The following is a 14,472-nucleotide window of genomic DNA, read 5'->3' as shown; positions in this document are numbered from 1 at the left end:
CGGCCGCGGCGCCTCTCATGTCGCATCGTGGCGCGGAGCGCAAGCATTGTGCGATGAGCCAGAGGTCAAGGAGGCGTGAGCGGCAACGCTAAATTCATCAACGGCCGGTAAACCCTTGGCTGGCAGGATCGCAGATCGGATTGCGCCTGTTCGCGGAGCGAGAAACCTTGTCGCGCAGCATCGGGCTTGCCCACCTCATCCGTCATGATGACGGCACCTCGACCGGTGTCTGGGGCATCTATACGCTGCAGAGCGCGTTCCAGCCGATCTTCGCTTTCAAGGAGGGCAAGCTTTCGGTCGCCGCTTTCGAGGGGCTGATCCGGCCGTTCCGCGACGGCGAGCCGCAGTCGCCGGGGACATTTTTCGGTACCTGCCCGGCGGCCGACCGGCTGCATATCGAGGCGCTGACGCGCACTCTGCATCTGCTGAACGCCGGCGCCTGCCTGCCACAAGAGGCGTCCATCTTCGTCAATTTCGATCCGTCGGTCTTCACGGATCGCAGCATCGCCGACAAGGCCCTGCGCGACATGCGGCTGGTGCTGCACGAAGCCGGCATCGATCCGCGCCGTATCGTCTGCGAGGTCACCGAGCAGAAATCGGCCTCGCAGGAAACACTCTACGATTTTGTCGAGGCGTTGAGGGCCAACGGCTTCCGCATCGCGGTGGACGACTATGGCGCCGATGAATCCGACATCAACCGGATCAAGGAACTCAAACCAGACATCGTCAAGTTCGATGCGCATTGGATCACCCATCTGATGGAGTCCGGCGCGGGCTTTGCCTTGCTGACGGCGATGGTGCAGAGCTTCGAGAACCAGGGCATCCGCACCGTCTTCGAAGGCATCGAGGAAGGCTGGCAGCTGGAGCTTGCCGAGAGGTCTGGCGCCTCCATGGTGCAGGGCTATGTGCTTGCCCGACCGGAACTTGCTCCCACCAGCTTTGGCGTTTTCAGCAAGGGCACGCAGCAGCCTTCGACCGGAGACAGCAAGGCATCGGCCGCCGCAAGCCCGGCGGCGCCAACGCCGCACGGACGGCCGGCAAGGGTGTTCGGGCGCAAGGTCACGCCATGAGCGGACAACCAGACAGGCGGCGCAACGTCGCCGAGGCGATCTTCGCCGACGAGATCGGCCTCCAGTTCGGCGTTTATGGCGAGTTCCGGCTGTGGAGCGCCTATCAGCCGATTTTCGCGCCGGAGGGCAAGGTGCTCAGAGCCGTCGCCGTCGAGGGGCTGATCGAGCCGCGCCGCGTCGCGCAGCCGGTAGCCTCTTCGGTCTTCTTCGGCGGCGTTCCCGCGCCCGACCTTCTGTTTGTCGAAACGATGTGCCGGATGCTGCATCTCGGCAATTATCGCAACATCGGCGTCGAGGGATTGACGCTGTTCTTCAACTATAATCCGACCATCAACGACCATCTCGGACGGGCGCTCGCCGAGATCCGGCTGATGACCAGGCATCTCGACGATCTGGAGCTTGAGCCCAGCCTGCTGGTCTGCGAGATCACGGAGCAGGCAGCCGACGACCAGGTTCTTGCCAGCCTGGTGCGCGAAATGCGGCGCGATGGCATCCGCATCGCCATCGACGATTTCGGCACGGGGCATTCGACCGAGGCGCGCATCGATCTGCTTGCGCCTGACATCGTCAAGATCGACGGCGCCTGGTTTGGCGAGCTCTGCCGCCATGCCGCCGCTGAACGCTTCTTCCGGCCGTTGGTGGCGACGCTGCACGAGCGCGGCGCCAAAGTGCTGGTCGAGGGCATCGAGAACGCACAGCATTTGCGCGTCGCGCTCGAGGGCGGGGTCGACCTTTTGCAGGGTTTCCATCTCGCCCGTCCGGCGCTCGCCGGCACGATCTTCAAGGAGGAACCGCTTTCCGTCGACGCCCTGCTCGGCGCCGGCAACAAGGTCGTGCCCCTGCATCAGCATCGCTGATGCCGACCAAGGAAAACGTATCAGCATCGCTGATGCGGGAAAGGACGCATCAGCGCCGCTGATGTTTCGTCTCAAAAACAAATCACTGGATGGGACCTAGCCGCGCGCGTTAGAGCGTTCCCAGGAGACTCGAGAGGGCAAGAGGCATGATCCTTTACGACATGGCCGACAGCGGCAATTGCTACAAGCCGCGGCTGTTGATGGCGAAGCTCGGCATCCCCTTCACCCGGGTCGAGTTGAGCTCGCATACCGGCGAGACGCGCAAGCCCGACTATGTCGCCAAGAATCCGAATGCGATGGTGCCGATGCTCGAGCTCGACGACGGCAGGCGCATCGCCGAGAGCAATGCCATCCTGCTTTACCTCGCCGAAGGCACGCGCTTCCTGCCGGCCGACAAATATGAGCGGGCGTTGGCTTACCAATGGCTGTTCTTCGAGCAATACAGCCATGAGCCCTATATCGCGGTGCGCAAGGCGCTTTTGACTTTCCCGGAGCGGGCGAAGGACGCGACGGCGGAACGATTGGCGCAGACGCTGGAACGCGGCAACAAGGCGCTCGGCGTGATGAACAGCCACCTGCAGCAAAACGCGTTCTTTGCCGGCAGCGCCTACAGCGTCGCCGACATCGCTTTATATGCCTATACCCACACCGCCGAGATGGGCGGCTTCCAGCTCGACGCCTATCCGGCGGTCGCCGCCTGGCTGAAGCGTGTCGAGGCGGACAAGGGGCATGTGCCGATCGAGTGGAAGGAATGATCTAGCGTCTGCTAGCCGCTTTCGCTGGAGCACAAGCGCGAGGGCTATTTGATAAGTCGATCATATTCGGCATGGGTGCCGATCCAGATCCAGTCAAAACCATCACTGCTTTCAAGAGCCAAGGCCCGGTAATTGTCGTCTATTCTCGCCGACCAAAGCTCTCCCACCTTCTTGAAATGGAGGGATGGATGTCGCGGATTGGTCTTCATCAAAATGAAATTCTTGTCGGCCACGCGGCGAGCGGCCTTTGGCAAAGAATTGAATTTTTTCCAGAAGCTAGCGGTGGCTCTGTGCCTCACAGGTCACGCAGTTTGCCGGCGGCTATTTCGGCACGTGCGTCTGCCACCAGCTTATCCAGCCGGCCCGATTTTGCGTCGGCCTCGATCTTCCGGTCCCATAAATCAGCCTGCAGCGCTTCGAACCATGCGGCGAACGCTTTAAGCTCATCTGGGCTGAGCTCCGCGACGGATTTTTCGATCTGTTCGAGTTTGGTCATGCATCAAAGGTAGCATTGATGGGCCAAAAGTGCCACCCGCGGGCTGCTGAGCCCGGACAACAACCCACCCAAAAATCCGGACAACAAAAAAGGCGGGCAATGCCCGCCTTCCTCTGCCGGTAGCCTGATCGGGAGCGTCTGGTCCGGACTGGCAGCTATCTGCTGTTCCAGCTTGTCGGTCTTTTCGCTCCGGCGCGCTTCTCGCGCGACCGTCAGTACATCCGTGACTTGCCGCGCGCCCCGAACCTTCGTCCGGCGCGCGCCTTTGCTTAGCCGCATTTCTGCAACGCCAAGCGATTCCGCTTGGCTGCAAAATGCTTAAGCCAAATCAGGCTGCCTTGCTCAGAGACCCAGCAGCGGACTTGCCGGTGCGGCGGTCCTGCTCGATCTCGAAGTTGATTTTCTGGCCTTCGGCGAGGCTGGTCATGCCAGCGCGCTCGACAGCGGAGATGTGGACGAAAACGTCCGCGCCGCCATTGTCAGGCTGGATGAAGCCGTAGCCCTTGGTGGCGTTGAACCACTTGACCGTACCAGTTGCCATGTAAAATGCCCTTCCACATTTGCTTTCGTTTGACCAGACCCGAAGTCCGGCCGGTGGTATCGAAATTTTGGAGACGTCAGCAAACGCGAGGGATCGCGAGGCCCGATCGATCGGCCAAATTCAATGGCCCGCATATAGGACAGTTTGCGAAGGAATACAAGACGGGTTGCAGGCGCGCTGCTCGCGGTTGCACGGAAGTTTTGACAGCGGCCGCGCGTTGTGGAGGGATGAGATGCTTGCCGTTCCATGGAGAGGAACCATGAAGACCGTTTTGCTTGCCGCCTGCTTCCTGCTGCTGGCCGCCGAGGCGCAGGCGGTGTCGCGCTACGATCCGACGCGCATGAGCTGCGACCGGGTGCAGGCGACGATCGCCAGACAGGGCGCCGTCATCCTGCGCTACCAGTCGACGCGCGTGCCGGGGCTGCCGCTTTACGACCGCTACGTGCGCGACGAGCGCTTCTGCAACGCGGGCGAAGTGAGGGCGCGCGCCTATGTGCCGAGCGCCGACACCAGGTCCTGCATGGTCTATGTCTGCAAGCGTCCGGATTTCGACCGGCGCTTCCGCCGCCGGTTCCTGCAAGACTAGAGCGGTTCGGCGTTTCACGGAAACGACGAACCGCTCTATCTTCTGACGCAATTCCGGACGGAAGGCCACGGCGAAGCCGCCGAGCCCAACCGCTATGCATTTTTCCTGGAATTGCTTTTGTGTTCTCAGAACCCGAACGAGGCCTGCATGGCCGGCGGCGGGCCGACGCGCACGCCTTCCATGGCCAGCATCTTTTCCTTGGTGGCCGAGCCGCCCGGCGCGGAGAAGCCGCCGATCTTACCGCCGGCCGCCAGGATGCGGTGGCACGGAATGACCAGCGGCACCGGGTTGGCGCCAAGCGCCGCGCCAGTTTCGCGCGGAAGGCCGGCATGGCCGGCGCGCTTTGCCAACTCACCATAGGTGGTGGTCTCGCCGAAGCGGAGCTTGCGCGCCGCGTCATAAATGGCGAGGCGGAAATCGTCGACGCCGTCGAGATCGACCGGCACGCCGGAGAAGTCGATGTCCTCGCCGGCCGCATAGGCCTTGATCGAGGCGATCAGATCGACCACCCAGGACGGCTGGTCTGTCGAGGCAGAGACGCCGGGGTGGCGAAGCAGCCGGCGCTCGACAGCTTCGCGGCTGCGTTGCGGCAGGCAAAGCCGGATCAGGCCCTTCTCGCTCCAGGCGATGCCCATGAAGCCGATCACTGTTTCTAACACTGCGTGGCCGGCCGTGATCTGGGATGTGGGTTTCATGACGTATTCCTTCCGCAAAACAGCGAAAAACGAGTACATATCCAGAACAATATGGCACTTCCGCCCTGTTGTCGCCACCCGAAAACCGCCGGGTGGCCCCGATTGCCGGGTGTGAATCGCTGGTGTAAGGACTCCTTAACAACCGACAAACCGGATCCGCACGGCTTGCCCGCTAAAATCATATTCACCGCGATCGGCGTGCTCGTTGCCGCTGCTGGTCTGAGCGGTTGCACCTCGACCTCGCAGATGAAGGCCACGCCCGCGCTTGCGGAAGCCTCGACGCCTGCCGTCGCGGACGACACGCCGACCGTCGCGCTGCCTGAAACGGTGGCCGTGCTGCCAGAACCTTCCGGCCTCGCGCAGGTGCAGACCGCGGCGCTGACCGGCGATGCCGTTGCGGCGGCAACGACGCCAGGCTCGCCCGCGACACAAAGCGCGCTCGCGACGCAAAGCGCGCTGTTGCCGCCATCTGACCAAGCCGGTGCGCCCCAGTCCGGAGTAGCCTTGGCGCAGCCGGCGGCTTTCGCCGGTTCGACGCCGCTCGTCGGCCAGTTTCCGCCGCCGCCGGTGCTGACCGCCGGTGGCTCGCCGACCGGCCCGGGATCCATCAGCCGAGCGGCGGTCTATACGACCGCGGGCGTCGCCATGCCGGTCACCGGCCAGTCGGCGAAAGTCGCTCCGATGCCCGGCGTCCAGCAGGTCGCCTATGTGGCGCCGGAAAATCCGGCGCTGCTAGCGGCACCCGGCCAACCCGAGCAGCACGCCAGCGGCCCGCGCAGCGAGATCGAACGGCTGATCGAGAAATATTCGGCGATCTATGAGGTGCCCATCGACCTGGTACGCCATGTCGTCAATCGTGAAAGCACCTTCAACCCGAAAGCCTATAATCACGGCCATTGGGGACTGATGCAGATCAAGCACGCGACGGCGCGCGGCATGGGCTATGACGGACCGGCGACCGGCCTATTCGACGCCGAGACCAATCTCAAATACGCGGTGAAATATCTGCGCGGCGCCTGGCTGGTTTCGGGCGGCAACGCCAAGCGGGCCGACATGCTCTACCAGACCGGCTATTATTACGACGCCAAGCGCAAGGGCCTGCTCGAGGCGACGGGCCTTGGCGTCGACCGCAAGCGCCGCCGCCTGCAACCCGACGCCTGAGCCGACGGGTCAGGTCGCGCGCGGCGTTCGAGACAGCGCCATGCATGAAAACACGACGCCCCGCCCGCCGGCTGCCAACGACATCCGCCTGCGCAAGCTGTTCGACGATACGCTCGCCGCGCCGCACTGGCCGGAAGGTTTCGTCATGCGCGCGTTCGAGCAGCGGGATGCGCAGGCTTTGCACGCGCTGCTGGAAGAGGTGTTCGACGACGGCGCCGACGGGCCGTTCGACGAATGGTGGCCGCGCATTGCCGGCGATGCGGAGTTCGATCCCGCTCTCTGTTTCCTGGCGATCGACGGCAAGGGCCTGCTGGCGGGCGCGGCGCTTTGCTGGACGTCCGGTTTCGTCAAGGACCTCGCCGTCCATCCGGAATCGAGACGGCAGGGCCTCGGCGAGGCGCTGATGCGGCAGGTGTTCCTGACGTTTCGCGAGCGCGGGGCGACGCATGTCGATCTCAAGACCAATAGTGTGAAGAACACCACGGCCTTCCGGCTCTACGAACGGCTCGGCATGATCCCGGTCGGCTGGGAAGGCTGACGCGCAAAGCGCGGCGGGCCGGATTGGAGGCTCCCGGCGCGGCGTTGCAACCACCTGAGCGCGAGCATTGTGAACGGCTTCACATAGGCTGACGTTAGGGCATGCTAGTTCGTCGTCGTGCCGGGCGGCCGATCGGCGGATCGACGCGGGCAAGGCGTCGGAGGAGGCTGTGCCGGCATGCGTCAGCCACTCCCAGGCGGGCTCCGGGGCGGGGGTTTCGGAGCCCGTCCGCTTTGCGTGAAGCGAGGTGGACGGAACGGGTCATCGACGCGGTCGACCCAACCGAGATCGGCTTCACCAACCCGCCGGCCCGATCGGCACGTACAAGCGCGGGAACCCTAAGCGGCGTCGCGCATTCAACGCAGGGGCCTTGATGAGCCGCGACCCGCGCGTCGCCGGTCGCGCAGGGAGGTCCGCAATCCCGTGAAACTTGCTTTAGCATTCCTGGCCGCCGGCATCATGCTTGGCGCTGTTCAAGCGCGAGCCGTGGAGCTGTCGATCGTGTCGGGCGATACCGGCAACGGCATCAAGGTGCTGCGCGAGATACTCGATCGTTACGAGAAGAAGAGCGGCAACAAAGTCGACATCGTCGTCATTCCGCCTTCGACCACCGACCAGTTCGGCCAATACCGGCTCTGGCTCGCCGCCGGCAGCAGCGATATCGACATCTACCAGACCGACGTGATCTGGGCGCCGCAGCTTGCCAGCCAGCTGCTCGACCTGACCGAGGCGACCAGGGATGTGGTCGGTGAGCATTTCCCGTCGATCATCAAGTCGCAGACGGTCAACGGCAGGCTGGTCGCCCTGCCGATCTTCACCGATGCGCCGGCGCTCTACTACCGCAAGGATCTGCTCGACAAATATGGCGCCAAGATGCCGACCACCTGGAAGGAGCTCGCCGATACCGCGAAGCTTGTGATGAACAAGGAGCGGGCGGCCGGCAACAAGGACATCTGGGGCTTCGTCTTCCAGGGCAATGCCTATGAGGGGCTGACCTGCGACGCGCTCGAATGGGTGATGTCGAATGGCGGCGGCGGGATCATCGAGCCGGACGGCACGATTTCCATCGACAACCCCAAGGCTGCGGCCGCGCTCGACATGGTCAAGGGCTGGATCGGCACCATCGCGCCGCCGGGCGTGCTCGCCTATCAGGAGGAGGAAGCGCGCGGCGTCTGGCAGACCGGCAATGCCGTCTTCATGCGCAACTGGCCCTATGCCTATGCGCTCGGCAACAGCGAAAATTCGCCGATCAAGGGCAAGTTCGACGTGGCGCCGTTGCCGGCCGGCGAAGGCGGCCGGCCGGTCGCCACGCTCGGCGGCTGGAACCTTGCCGTCTCCAGATATTCGAAACATCCTGCCGCTGCGATCGACCTGGTCAAGTTCATCGCGTCGCGCGAGATGCAGAAATACCGGACGCTCAAAACATCCAACCTGCCGACCATCGCAGCACTCTATGACGACCCCGACATCGCCCAGCAGCAGCCGATCGTGCCGCGCTGGAAACCGATCTTCCTCAACGCGCAGCCGCGTCCCTCGGCGACCGCCAGGATCAAATACAACGAGGCATCCAGCCAGTTCTGGACTGCCGTGCACGACACGATCTCCGGCCAAGGCACCGCCGCCGACAATCTGGCCGATCTCGCGGCGAGGCTGGCCAGGCTGAAAGGCAAGGGCTGGTGAGCGCGGCAAGGCGATCGCCGCTGATGCGCCAACGCGTGCGCACGGCCTGGCTGTTTCTCGCCCCGATGCTTTTGGTGCTTGGCCTCGTCGCCGGCTGGCCGTTCCTGCGCACGGTCTATTACAGCTTCACCGATGCTTCGCTGGCCGACTTGGACGCGCGCCGATGGATCGGCTTCGACAATTACTTTTCGGTGCTGCGTCTGCCGAGCGGCCGCCTGCTCTATGACGGGCTGCTTGTCGATCCGGTCTGGTGGCGCGCGGTGTGGAACACGGTGCGCTTCGCCGTGGTGTCGGTGGCCTGCGAGACGGTGCTGGGCATGATCGTGGCGCTTGCGCTCAACGCCGAATTCCCGGGACGTGGGATCGTGCGGGCGGCGATCCTCATTCCCTGGGCGATCCCGACCATCGTCTCGGCCAAGATGTGGCAGTGGATGCTCAACGACCAGTTCGGCATCATCAATGCCGCGCTTCTCGATCTCGGCCTGATCCACGCCAAGATCGCCTGGACCGCCAGCGCCGACACCGCGATGATCGCCGTGCTGATCGTCGACATCTGGAAGACAACGCCGTTCATGGCGCTGCTGATCCTGGCGGCACTGCAGATGCTGCCGCGCGAGATCCTCGAGGTGGCCAGGCTCGACGGCGCCAGCCCCTGGCAGATCTTCTGGCGGGTGACCTTGCCGCTGATCCGGCCGGCGGTGATGGTGGCGGTGATCTTCCGCGCGCTCGACGCGCTGCGCATCTTCGACCTCATCTATGTGCTGACACCGAACAATGTGCAGACCAAGTCGATGTCGACCTTCGCGCGCGAGAACCTGTTCGAGTTCGACAAGTTCGCCTATGGCTCGGCCGCCTCGACGCTGCTTTTCCTGATCATCGGCCTGCTCACCATCGCCTATATCCGGATCGGCCGGCTGAGCCTGGACGGAGGCCGCTGACATGAGGTTGCTGAAGCGCGCCGGCTTCTACCTGCTGCTTCTGGCGATCGTCTTCGTCGCGGTGTTTCCGTTCTACTACGCAATCGTCACCAGCCTGAAATCGGGAACAGAGCTGTTCCAGGCAGGCCTGTGGCCGCAATCGTTCAGCCTTGCCAATTACCGCAATGTGCTGACCGAAGGGCCCTTCCTGCGCAATCTTGTCAATTCGCTGATCGTCTCCGGCGCGGTCGTGGCGGTCTCGCTGCTGCTCGGCGTCACCGCGGCCTATGCGCTGGCGCGCATTCGTTTCCGCGGGCGCTCGGCGCTGATGCTGGCTATCCTGTCGGTGTCGATGTTTCCGCAAGTCGCCGCATTGGCCGGGCTGTTCGAGATCATCCGGGCGCTGCATCTCTACAATTCGCTACTGGCGCTTATCCTGTCCTACATGATCTTCACCTTGCCGTTCACGGTCTGGGTGCTCACCACTTTCGTGCGCGACCTGCCGGTCGAGGTCGAGGAGGCGGCGATCCTCGACGGCGCCGGGCCGTGGACAATCCTCACGCGCATCTTCCTGCCGCTGATGTGGCCGGCGCTCGCCACCACCGGCCTGCTCGCCTTCATCAGCGCCTGGAACGAGTTCCTGTTCGCGCTCACCTTCACCTCCACCAACACGCAACGCACCGTGCCGGTGGCGATCGCGCTGCTCTCCGGCAACTCGCAGTTCGAGATCCCGTGGGGCAACATCATGGCCGCTTCGGTGATCGTCACAGTGCCGCTGGTGGCGCTGGTGCTGGTCTTCCAGCGCCGCATCGTGTCCGGCCTCACCGCCGGTGGGGTGAAGGGCTGACGCGGCGCGGTCTCAGGCCGCCTGGCGGGCGAAACAGCCGACGCAGGACCGAGGACGGCGGGCCGGTGGGCGCTTCTTTCCACGCAACCGCGGGGCCGATGCCGCGTTGGGGATGGCGGAGGGGCTGTTTCGGATCGGAGATTTGAGATGAAAACGCTGCTGCCCCTGGTCGCCGTCGCGCTTCTTGCCGGCGCGCCCGCCGCGTTCGCCCAGTCGGACAATTCAGATGCGGTCGGGCCGATGGTGACCGAGAACAAGGTCGACACACAAACCTTCGTCACAACGGTGCCGAATGCCAACACGTTCGAGATCGAGTCGAGCAAACTGGCGCAAGAGAAGTCGGCGTCGGCCGACGTCAAGGCTTTCGCCGCGCAGATGATCAAGGACCACACCAAGGCCGGCGAGGAGTTTAAAGCCGCACTCAGCCAGGGTCAGACTACGGCTTCGATCAAGCCTGCCGCGCCGGGACTGCAGCCCAAGGAGCAGCAGATGCTCGACGAATTGAAGGCTGCGAGCGGCAAGGACTTCGAAACCAAATACATCACGATGCAGACCGACGCGCATAAGGATGCGGTGGCGCTGTTTTCCACCTATGCCAATTCCGGCGACGACCCGGCGATGAAGGAATTCGCCAAGAAGATGCTGCCGGTGCTGAAAATGCACGAGAAGCATGCGAAGGAACTGGCGGTCGCGCATCAGTGAGGGGCGTGCGTCGGCCTGCCTACGATTGCATTCGATATATCGGCGTTTTACCAGGCGTTAATTGTGCCTTGGCGCCTAGCTTTGCTGATCGTCGGCGCTGCCCCTCATTGCCCTGCCGGGCATTTCTCCCCGTACACGGGGAGAAAGAAGACTGCGCCGGCGCTTTCGCCAATCATCAACGTTGCAGATGGGTGCCGGCATCGCGGCCGGTCCCTTCTCCCCGTTCAACGGGGAGAAGATGCTGGCAGGCAGATGAGGGGCGGCGCCGGCCTCGATTGGAAGCACTGGAGAAGGGGAGAACGCCGCTGGCATTCCCTCTCTGCCACGATAAGCTCCCGCCAACAAAGGGAGGACCACCATGGACAAGGAAGTCATCGAAGTGCCCGTGATGTCGGCAAAGGTGCGCGCGCTCGGCCTGCCGTGTTCGACAGCGGTGCGGGCCAACGGCTTCGTGTTCATCTCGGCGACGCCGCCGGTCGACATGGCCACCGGCGAGATGGTGCGCGGCGACATCGAGGTCCAGACCGAGGCGTCGCTGAAGGCGCTGAAACACTGCCTGGAAGCGGCCGGCACCTCGCTTGACAAGGTGGTGATGGTGCGCATCTACGCCGCCAACTCCGGCTTCTACAACGCCATCAATCGAGTCTACGCGAAGTACTTCAGCGTCAACCCGCCGGCACGGAGTTTCGTGCCGGTGGCATCTTGGCCGATGGAGTTCGATATCGAGATCGAGTGCGTGGCGGTGGGGTGAGCCGAGCGAAGTCATTGGTATGCAAAGCGGACTGCTGAAGCCTCTCAACAACAGCCTATCATTCCAAATTTGTTACCTGAGAGAATGACCCATCTGCGCGCTCGAGTTCTGGTCTTTCATACTTTTGAGACAGTTCCGCGCGACTCTTAAGAAAGCGACCCAGATGGGAAACGTGCCGAACGAAACCACAACTGACTGGAAATTTTTGTCAAATTCTCGTTTTTTGTGGACGTCGCCAGTAAAAGCGACAACCTAACTTGCAAGTTCCGAAATTACCGCTACCACTTCTTTGCCAAATATATTTTGGAGGGCGAATGTTCGAGATCGGTGAGCACGACAGCAATCTGCTTCAGAAAGCTGTCAAGGATGGTAACGCGGTCTTGTTACTCGGTGCTGGAACATCCGCCACATCGCGCAATGCGCAGGGGCAAAACGTCAAGTTGGGTAGAGCGCTTGCCGCTGAACTCGCCGGAATGGCAGGGCTTCCGTACGCGAACGAAGATTTGCCCGATGTCATCCAAGCCGTAGGCCCGCGAATAAGCGAAGTGCAGCTTCACCAGTTATTCACTAAAGAATTTACGCGCATCGTTCCCGCTGCTGAGCTTAACGAACTTCTTCAGTACAGCTGGCGCCGTCTCTATACATGGAACATCGACGACGCGATCGAAAATGTACGGTCTACCGTGCAGCTGCGGCGCTACTATAATGGATTAAGGGACCGGGTTGCCGTCGATGAGGGCATCGAATATCTGCATGTCATCCATTTACATGGTGAGGCCTCCAAGCCCGAACATGGCTTCATATTTGGTCCTTCTGAATACAATCGACGGCTCAATGAAAACAAGCACGATTGGTACAGACAAGCTGCAACTGACTATGCAGCACATGTGCCAATCTTTATTGGCAGTACCCTAAAGGAACCTATTCTTTCGGCAGAGCTTGATCGCGCACGTCCAAATACGGACGCATCCTTGGGCGTCGCTTTCCTAATAACACCAGATCATTTTACTGAACTGCAAAAAGCGGCCTATCTGGCACGTAACATTGTGATCGTTCAAGGAACCCTTGAAGATTTTATTGGCTGGCTCGGGAGAACTGTCGGCTCTAGCTTAAACCCCTTGGAGATCAGCAAGGGAAAAAATTCCTTCACTAACGCCATTGCCTCCAAAATAACTGCCACGCGATCGGAGATCAGCACGGCCAATTCCATTCTGGTTCAAACTTGGGAAGACGCCAAAAAAAAGGCTGATGAGCTTCAAGGGCTAAAACTGCAACAAGCCGCTCGAGCTTTCCTTGAAGGAGAGCCGCCAACCTGGAAAGTTGCCGCAAGCGATATACCGGTTTGGCTTAGTGCGACGAATGATCTTTACAGGGCACTTTTGGCGGCGATTAAGGCCGAAGACCGGATGTTCCTTGTTTACGGACAATCGGGCAGTGGAAAGACGACAGCGCTTCTTCAGTCGCTCCTAAGGTATCTTCGCGAGCATGATGGCACGGCCATCTATGAGTTGAAGAGCGATGTGAAATCTCTTCGTTCCTCACTTGAGCTAATTGCTCGGCTCCATCCTGACGATCACGCTATCGTCTACGTCGGAGACGCCTTCATTTATGGGGATGCTCTTGGAGAGGATGCCCTTGCCCTCCCGCGAGGGAAAATTACCCTCGTCACAAGCGCCCGATCAAATGAATGGCGGCAGCATATTGAACGGCGCGTAGGCGATTTTACTACTTCTTTCGAGTTTCAACGGTTTGTAAAAAAAGACTATTCGGCCTTGATCGAGCGACTGTTGCAGTACGTTCCATCGCCAAAGTTCCTTAGGATGAAGCCAAGTGAGCGTGAGCAGAAGCTTGCGGCCTCACAGGAGCAACTCCTTATCGCCCTTAAGGAGACGACAACTTCTGAGAAATTCACGAAAGTTATAACTGACGAGTATGAAGAGCTTCCCGACGATGACACCAAAGCGCTGCTTCTGATCGTTGGTCTCGCAACAATCGCCCGTACCGGCATTTCTAAGTCGGCTGCACGTGAGGCATACAATCGGCTGCGAAAAGATTTGTCATTCGAGGGGGCATTGCGCCAACTCGAAGGCATTGTGAGCGCCAACGATACGGGGCGCCTCGTCGCGCGGCACGAATTGTATGTAAGGCACATCGTAGAGAACGTAGCCAGTTTCTCAGTTGTCGTGGATGCGGCGGTTGAAATCCTTCGGACCTATACAAAGTATGCTTTGCCAATCGTAAGAAATGTCAACCGGCCTGACGGACTTCTGTTTAAGTTCATTCTCAATCACAATTTCATCGGTGAATTGGCTCGTCGACGGAACGAAGTTGAAGAGGGCCTCCGAACATTTCAAAGTTTTGAGATCGATTTTCAGCTCGATGGTCACTTCTGGCTACAATATGGGCAGTACCTTGCTATGTTCGGTGAACTCGAACCGGCATTGCGTGCTTTGGAGAAGTCAATTGCAGCATATCCCGAGAACGTCTTTGCAGTGCACGCTTTGGCCGACCTTCAGCTTCGAGTAGCACACAATCGTACCGCCTATGACGCAACGACTGTCGCCCTGATTGGTGATGCTGTGGAGACGCTGGAGGGTCTTCATGCTGCGCAAAATCTTGAGACTGATTTTTACCCTATCGTCACGCTGGCGAATAGCCACATATCTGCGCTTATTAAACATGGCCAGCAAAAGCCCGCATTATCCGCTGCGCAGCGATATTTCCGACTGATTGAGGCGATGCGCCGTACCGATATGCAGATTGATCGAGCTAGAGAACGTCTTGCGCATTACATTACGCAGGGTACTTGGGAGAAGCCGCAGTCTTCACAGAACAGCCGACCGCAACATCGCAGACATCGTAGGCGGAGATAAGGC

The 14,472-nt window shown here is 61.0% G+C and carries 16 protein-coding genes; 12 read left to right on the top strand and 4 right to left on the bottom strand.

From position 1 onward, the window contains the following. The first annotated feature begins 167 nt into the window (after positions 1–167). From FJ418_RS00365 to FJ418_RS00355, 3 genes are all read left to right on the top strand, one after another. Entirely contained in the window at positions 168–1,070 is a 903-nt protein-coding gene (locus FJ418_RS00365) for an EAL domain-containing protein (protein WP_140653729.1), read from the top strand. Further along, positions 1,067–1,927, top strand: coding sequence for an EAL domain-containing protein (locus tag FJ418_RS00360; protein WP_140862965.1), 861 nt, complete (start codon positions 1,067–1,069; stop codon positions 1,925–1,927). The genes FJ418_RS00365 and FJ418_RS00360 overlap by 4 nt, the downstream gene beginning before the upstream one ends. A 146-nt stretch (positions 1,928–2,073) precedes the next feature. Further along, positions 2,074–2,682 (top strand): glutathione S-transferase family protein, encoded by a 609-nt coding sequence (locus tag FJ418_RS00355; RefSeq protein ID WP_140862963.1) that lies wholly within the window; start codon positions 2,074–2,076, stop codon positions 2,680–2,682. A 44-nt stretch (positions 2,683–2,726) separates the two neighbouring features. On the opposite strand, the gene FJ418_RS00350 is transcribed toward FJ418_RS00355, so the two are convergent. From FJ418_RS00350 to FJ418_RS00340, 3 genes are all read right to left on the bottom strand, one after another. After that, the gene (locus FJ418_RS00350) at positions 2,727–2,915 is read right to left on the bottom strand and encodes a hypothetical protein (protein WP_319023008.1); all 189 of its coding nucleotides are present in this window, start codon (positions 2,913–2,915) and stop codon (positions 2,727–2,729) included. 62 nt (positions 2,916–2,977) lie between these two features. Further along, the gene (locus tag FJ418_RS00345) at positions 2,978–3,178 is read right to left on the bottom strand and encodes a hypothetical protein (RefSeq protein WP_140640750.1); all 201 of its coding nucleotides are present in this window, start codon (positions 3,176–3,178) and stop codon (positions 2,978–2,980) included. 328 nt (positions 3,179–3,506) lie between these two features. After that, positions 3,507–3,719, bottom strand: a complete 213-nt coding sequence (locus FJ418_RS00340; RefSeq protein WP_027168154.1) for a cold-shock protein — start codon at positions 3,717–3,719, stop codon at positions 3,507–3,509. Positions 3,720–3,978: 259 nt separating this feature from the next. Here FJ418_RS00340 and FJ418_RS00335 point away from each other — a divergent pair, with 259 nt between their 5' ends. Further along, the gene (locus tag FJ418_RS00335) at positions 3,979–4,305 is read left to right on the top strand and encodes a hypothetical protein (protein ID WP_140703824.1); all 327 of its coding nucleotides are present in this window, start codon (positions 3,979–3,981) and stop codon (positions 4,303–4,305) included. A 125-nt stretch (positions 4,306–4,430) separates the two neighbouring features. Here FJ418_RS00335 and FJ418_RS00330 read toward each other — a convergent pair whose 3' ends face one another. Further along, the gene (locus tag FJ418_RS00330) at positions 4,431–5,000 is read right to left on the bottom strand and encodes a methylated-DNA--[protein]-cysteine S-methyltransferase (RefSeq protein ID WP_140862958.1); all 570 of its coding nucleotides are present in this window, start codon (positions 4,998–5,000) and stop codon (positions 4,431–4,433) included. A gap of 165 nt (positions 5,001–5,165) precedes the next feature. Here FJ418_RS00330 and FJ418_RS00325 point away from each other — a divergent pair, with 165 nt between their 5' ends. From FJ418_RS00325 to FJ418_RS00285, 8 genes are all read left to right on the top strand, one after another. Next, positions 5,166–6,161, top strand: a complete 996-nt coding sequence (locus FJ418_RS00325) for a lytic transglycosylase domain-containing protein (RefSeq protein WP_140862956.1) — start codon at positions 5,166–5,168, stop codon at positions 6,159–6,161. Between the two features lie 40 nt (positions 6,162–6,201). Continuing rightward, positions 6,202–6,699, top strand: coding sequence for an N-acetyltransferase (locus FJ418_RS00320; RefSeq protein WP_140863432.1), 498 nt, complete (start codon positions 6,202–6,204; stop codon positions 6,697–6,699). A 423-nt stretch (positions 6,700–7,122) separates the two neighbouring features. Further along, a complete protein-coding gene (locus tag FJ418_RS00315) occupies positions 7,123–8,379 on the top strand; it encodes an ABC transporter substrate-binding protein (RefSeq protein WP_246682853.1) in 1,257 nt (418 codons plus the stop codon). A gap of 23 nt (positions 8,380–8,402) precedes the next feature. Next, the gene (locus tag FJ418_RS00310; RefSeq protein WP_140863429.1) at positions 8,403–9,317 is read left to right on the top strand and encodes a sugar ABC transporter permease; all 915 of its coding nucleotides are present in this window, start codon (positions 8,403–8,405) and stop codon (positions 9,315–9,317) included. Between the two features lies 1 nt (position 9,318). Beyond that, positions 9,319–10,143: a carbohydrate ABC transporter permease gene (locus tag FJ418_RS00305; RefSeq protein ID WP_140862953.1), complete on the top strand. Its 825-nt coding sequence runs from the start codon at positions 9,319–9,321 to the stop codon at positions 10,141–10,143. Between the two features lie 147 nt (positions 10,144–10,290). Next, positions 10,291–10,845 carry a DUF4142 domain-containing protein gene (locus FJ418_RS00300; RefSeq protein WP_140862951.1) on the top strand — a complete coding sequence of 185 codons (555 nt, stop codon included), beginning with the start codon at positions 10,291–10,293 and terminating at the stop codon, positions 10,843–10,845. Between the two features lie 358 nt (positions 10,846–11,203). Beyond that, entirely contained in the window at positions 11,204–11,596 is a 393-nt protein-coding gene (locus FJ418_RS00290; RefSeq protein WP_140862947.1) for a RidA family protein, read from the top strand. Positions 11,597–11,910: 314 nt separating this feature from the next. After that, on the top strand, positions 11,911–14,469 hold the full coding sequence (locus tag FJ418_RS00285; RefSeq protein WP_140862946.1) for an SIR2 family protein: 2,559 nt from the start codon (positions 11,911–11,913) through the stop codon (positions 14,467–14,469). Positions 14,470–14,472: the final 3 nt, after the last annotated feature.

This window comes from Mesorhizobium sp. B2-8-3 (assembly GCF_006440815.1).
Taxonomy (GTDB): Bacteria; Pseudomonadota; Alphaproteobacteria; order Rhizobiales; family Rhizobiaceae; genus Mesorhizobium.
The sequence above is the reverse complement of the archived record's forward strand: the minus strand, read 5'-3'. Positions and strand labels throughout refer to the sequence as shown.

Excerpts from the sequence above, each read along its gene's own strand:
- FJ418_RS00360 (WP_140862965.1), top strand. The coding sequence starts at position 1,067 with ATGAGCGGACAACCAGACAGGCGGCGCAACGTCGCCGAGGCGATCTTC.
- FJ418_RS00355 (WP_140862963.1), top strand. The coding sequence starts at position 2,074 with ATGATCCTTTACGACATGGCCGACAGCGGCAATTGCTACAAGCCGCGG.
- FJ418_RS00345 (WP_140640750.1), bottom strand. The coding sequence starts at position 3,178 with ATGACCAAACTCGAACAGATCGAAAAATCCGTCGCGGAGCTCAGCCCA.
- FJ418_RS00340 (WP_027168154.1), bottom strand. The coding sequence starts at position 3,719 with ATGGCAACTGGTACGGTCAAGTGGTTCAACGCCACCAAGGGCTACGGC.
- FJ418_RS00335 (WP_140703824.1), top strand. The coding sequence starts at position 3,979 with ATGAAGACCGTTTTGCTTGCCGCCTGCTTCCTGCTGCTGGCCGCCGAG.
- FJ418_RS00330 (WP_140862958.1), bottom strand. The coding sequence starts at position 5,000 with ATGAAACCCACATCCCAGATCACGGCCGGCCACGCAGTGTTAGAAACA.
- FJ418_RS00320 (WP_140863432.1), top strand. The coding sequence starts at position 6,202 with ATGCATGAAAACACGACGCCCCGCCCGCCGGCTGCCAACGACATCCGC.
- FJ418_RS00310 (WP_140863429.1), top strand. The coding sequence starts at position 8,403 with ATGCGCCAACGCGTGCGCACGGCCTGGCTGTTTCTCGCCCCGATGCTT.
- FJ418_RS00305 (WP_140862953.1), top strand. The coding sequence starts at position 9,319 with ATGAGGTTGCTGAAGCGCGCCGGCTTCTACCTGCTGCTTCTGGCGATC.
- FJ418_RS00300 (WP_140862951.1), top strand. The coding sequence starts at position 10,291 with ATGAAAACGCTGCTGCCCCTGGTCGCCGTCGCGCTTCTTGCCGGCGCG.
- FJ418_RS00290 (WP_140862947.1), top strand. The coding sequence starts at position 11,204 with ATGGACAAGGAAGTCATCGAAGTGCCCGTGATGTCGGCAAAGGTGCGC.
- FJ418_RS00285 (WP_140862946.1), top strand. The coding sequence starts at position 11,911 with ATGTTCGAGATCGGTGAGCACGACAGCAATCTGCTTCAGAAAGCTGTC.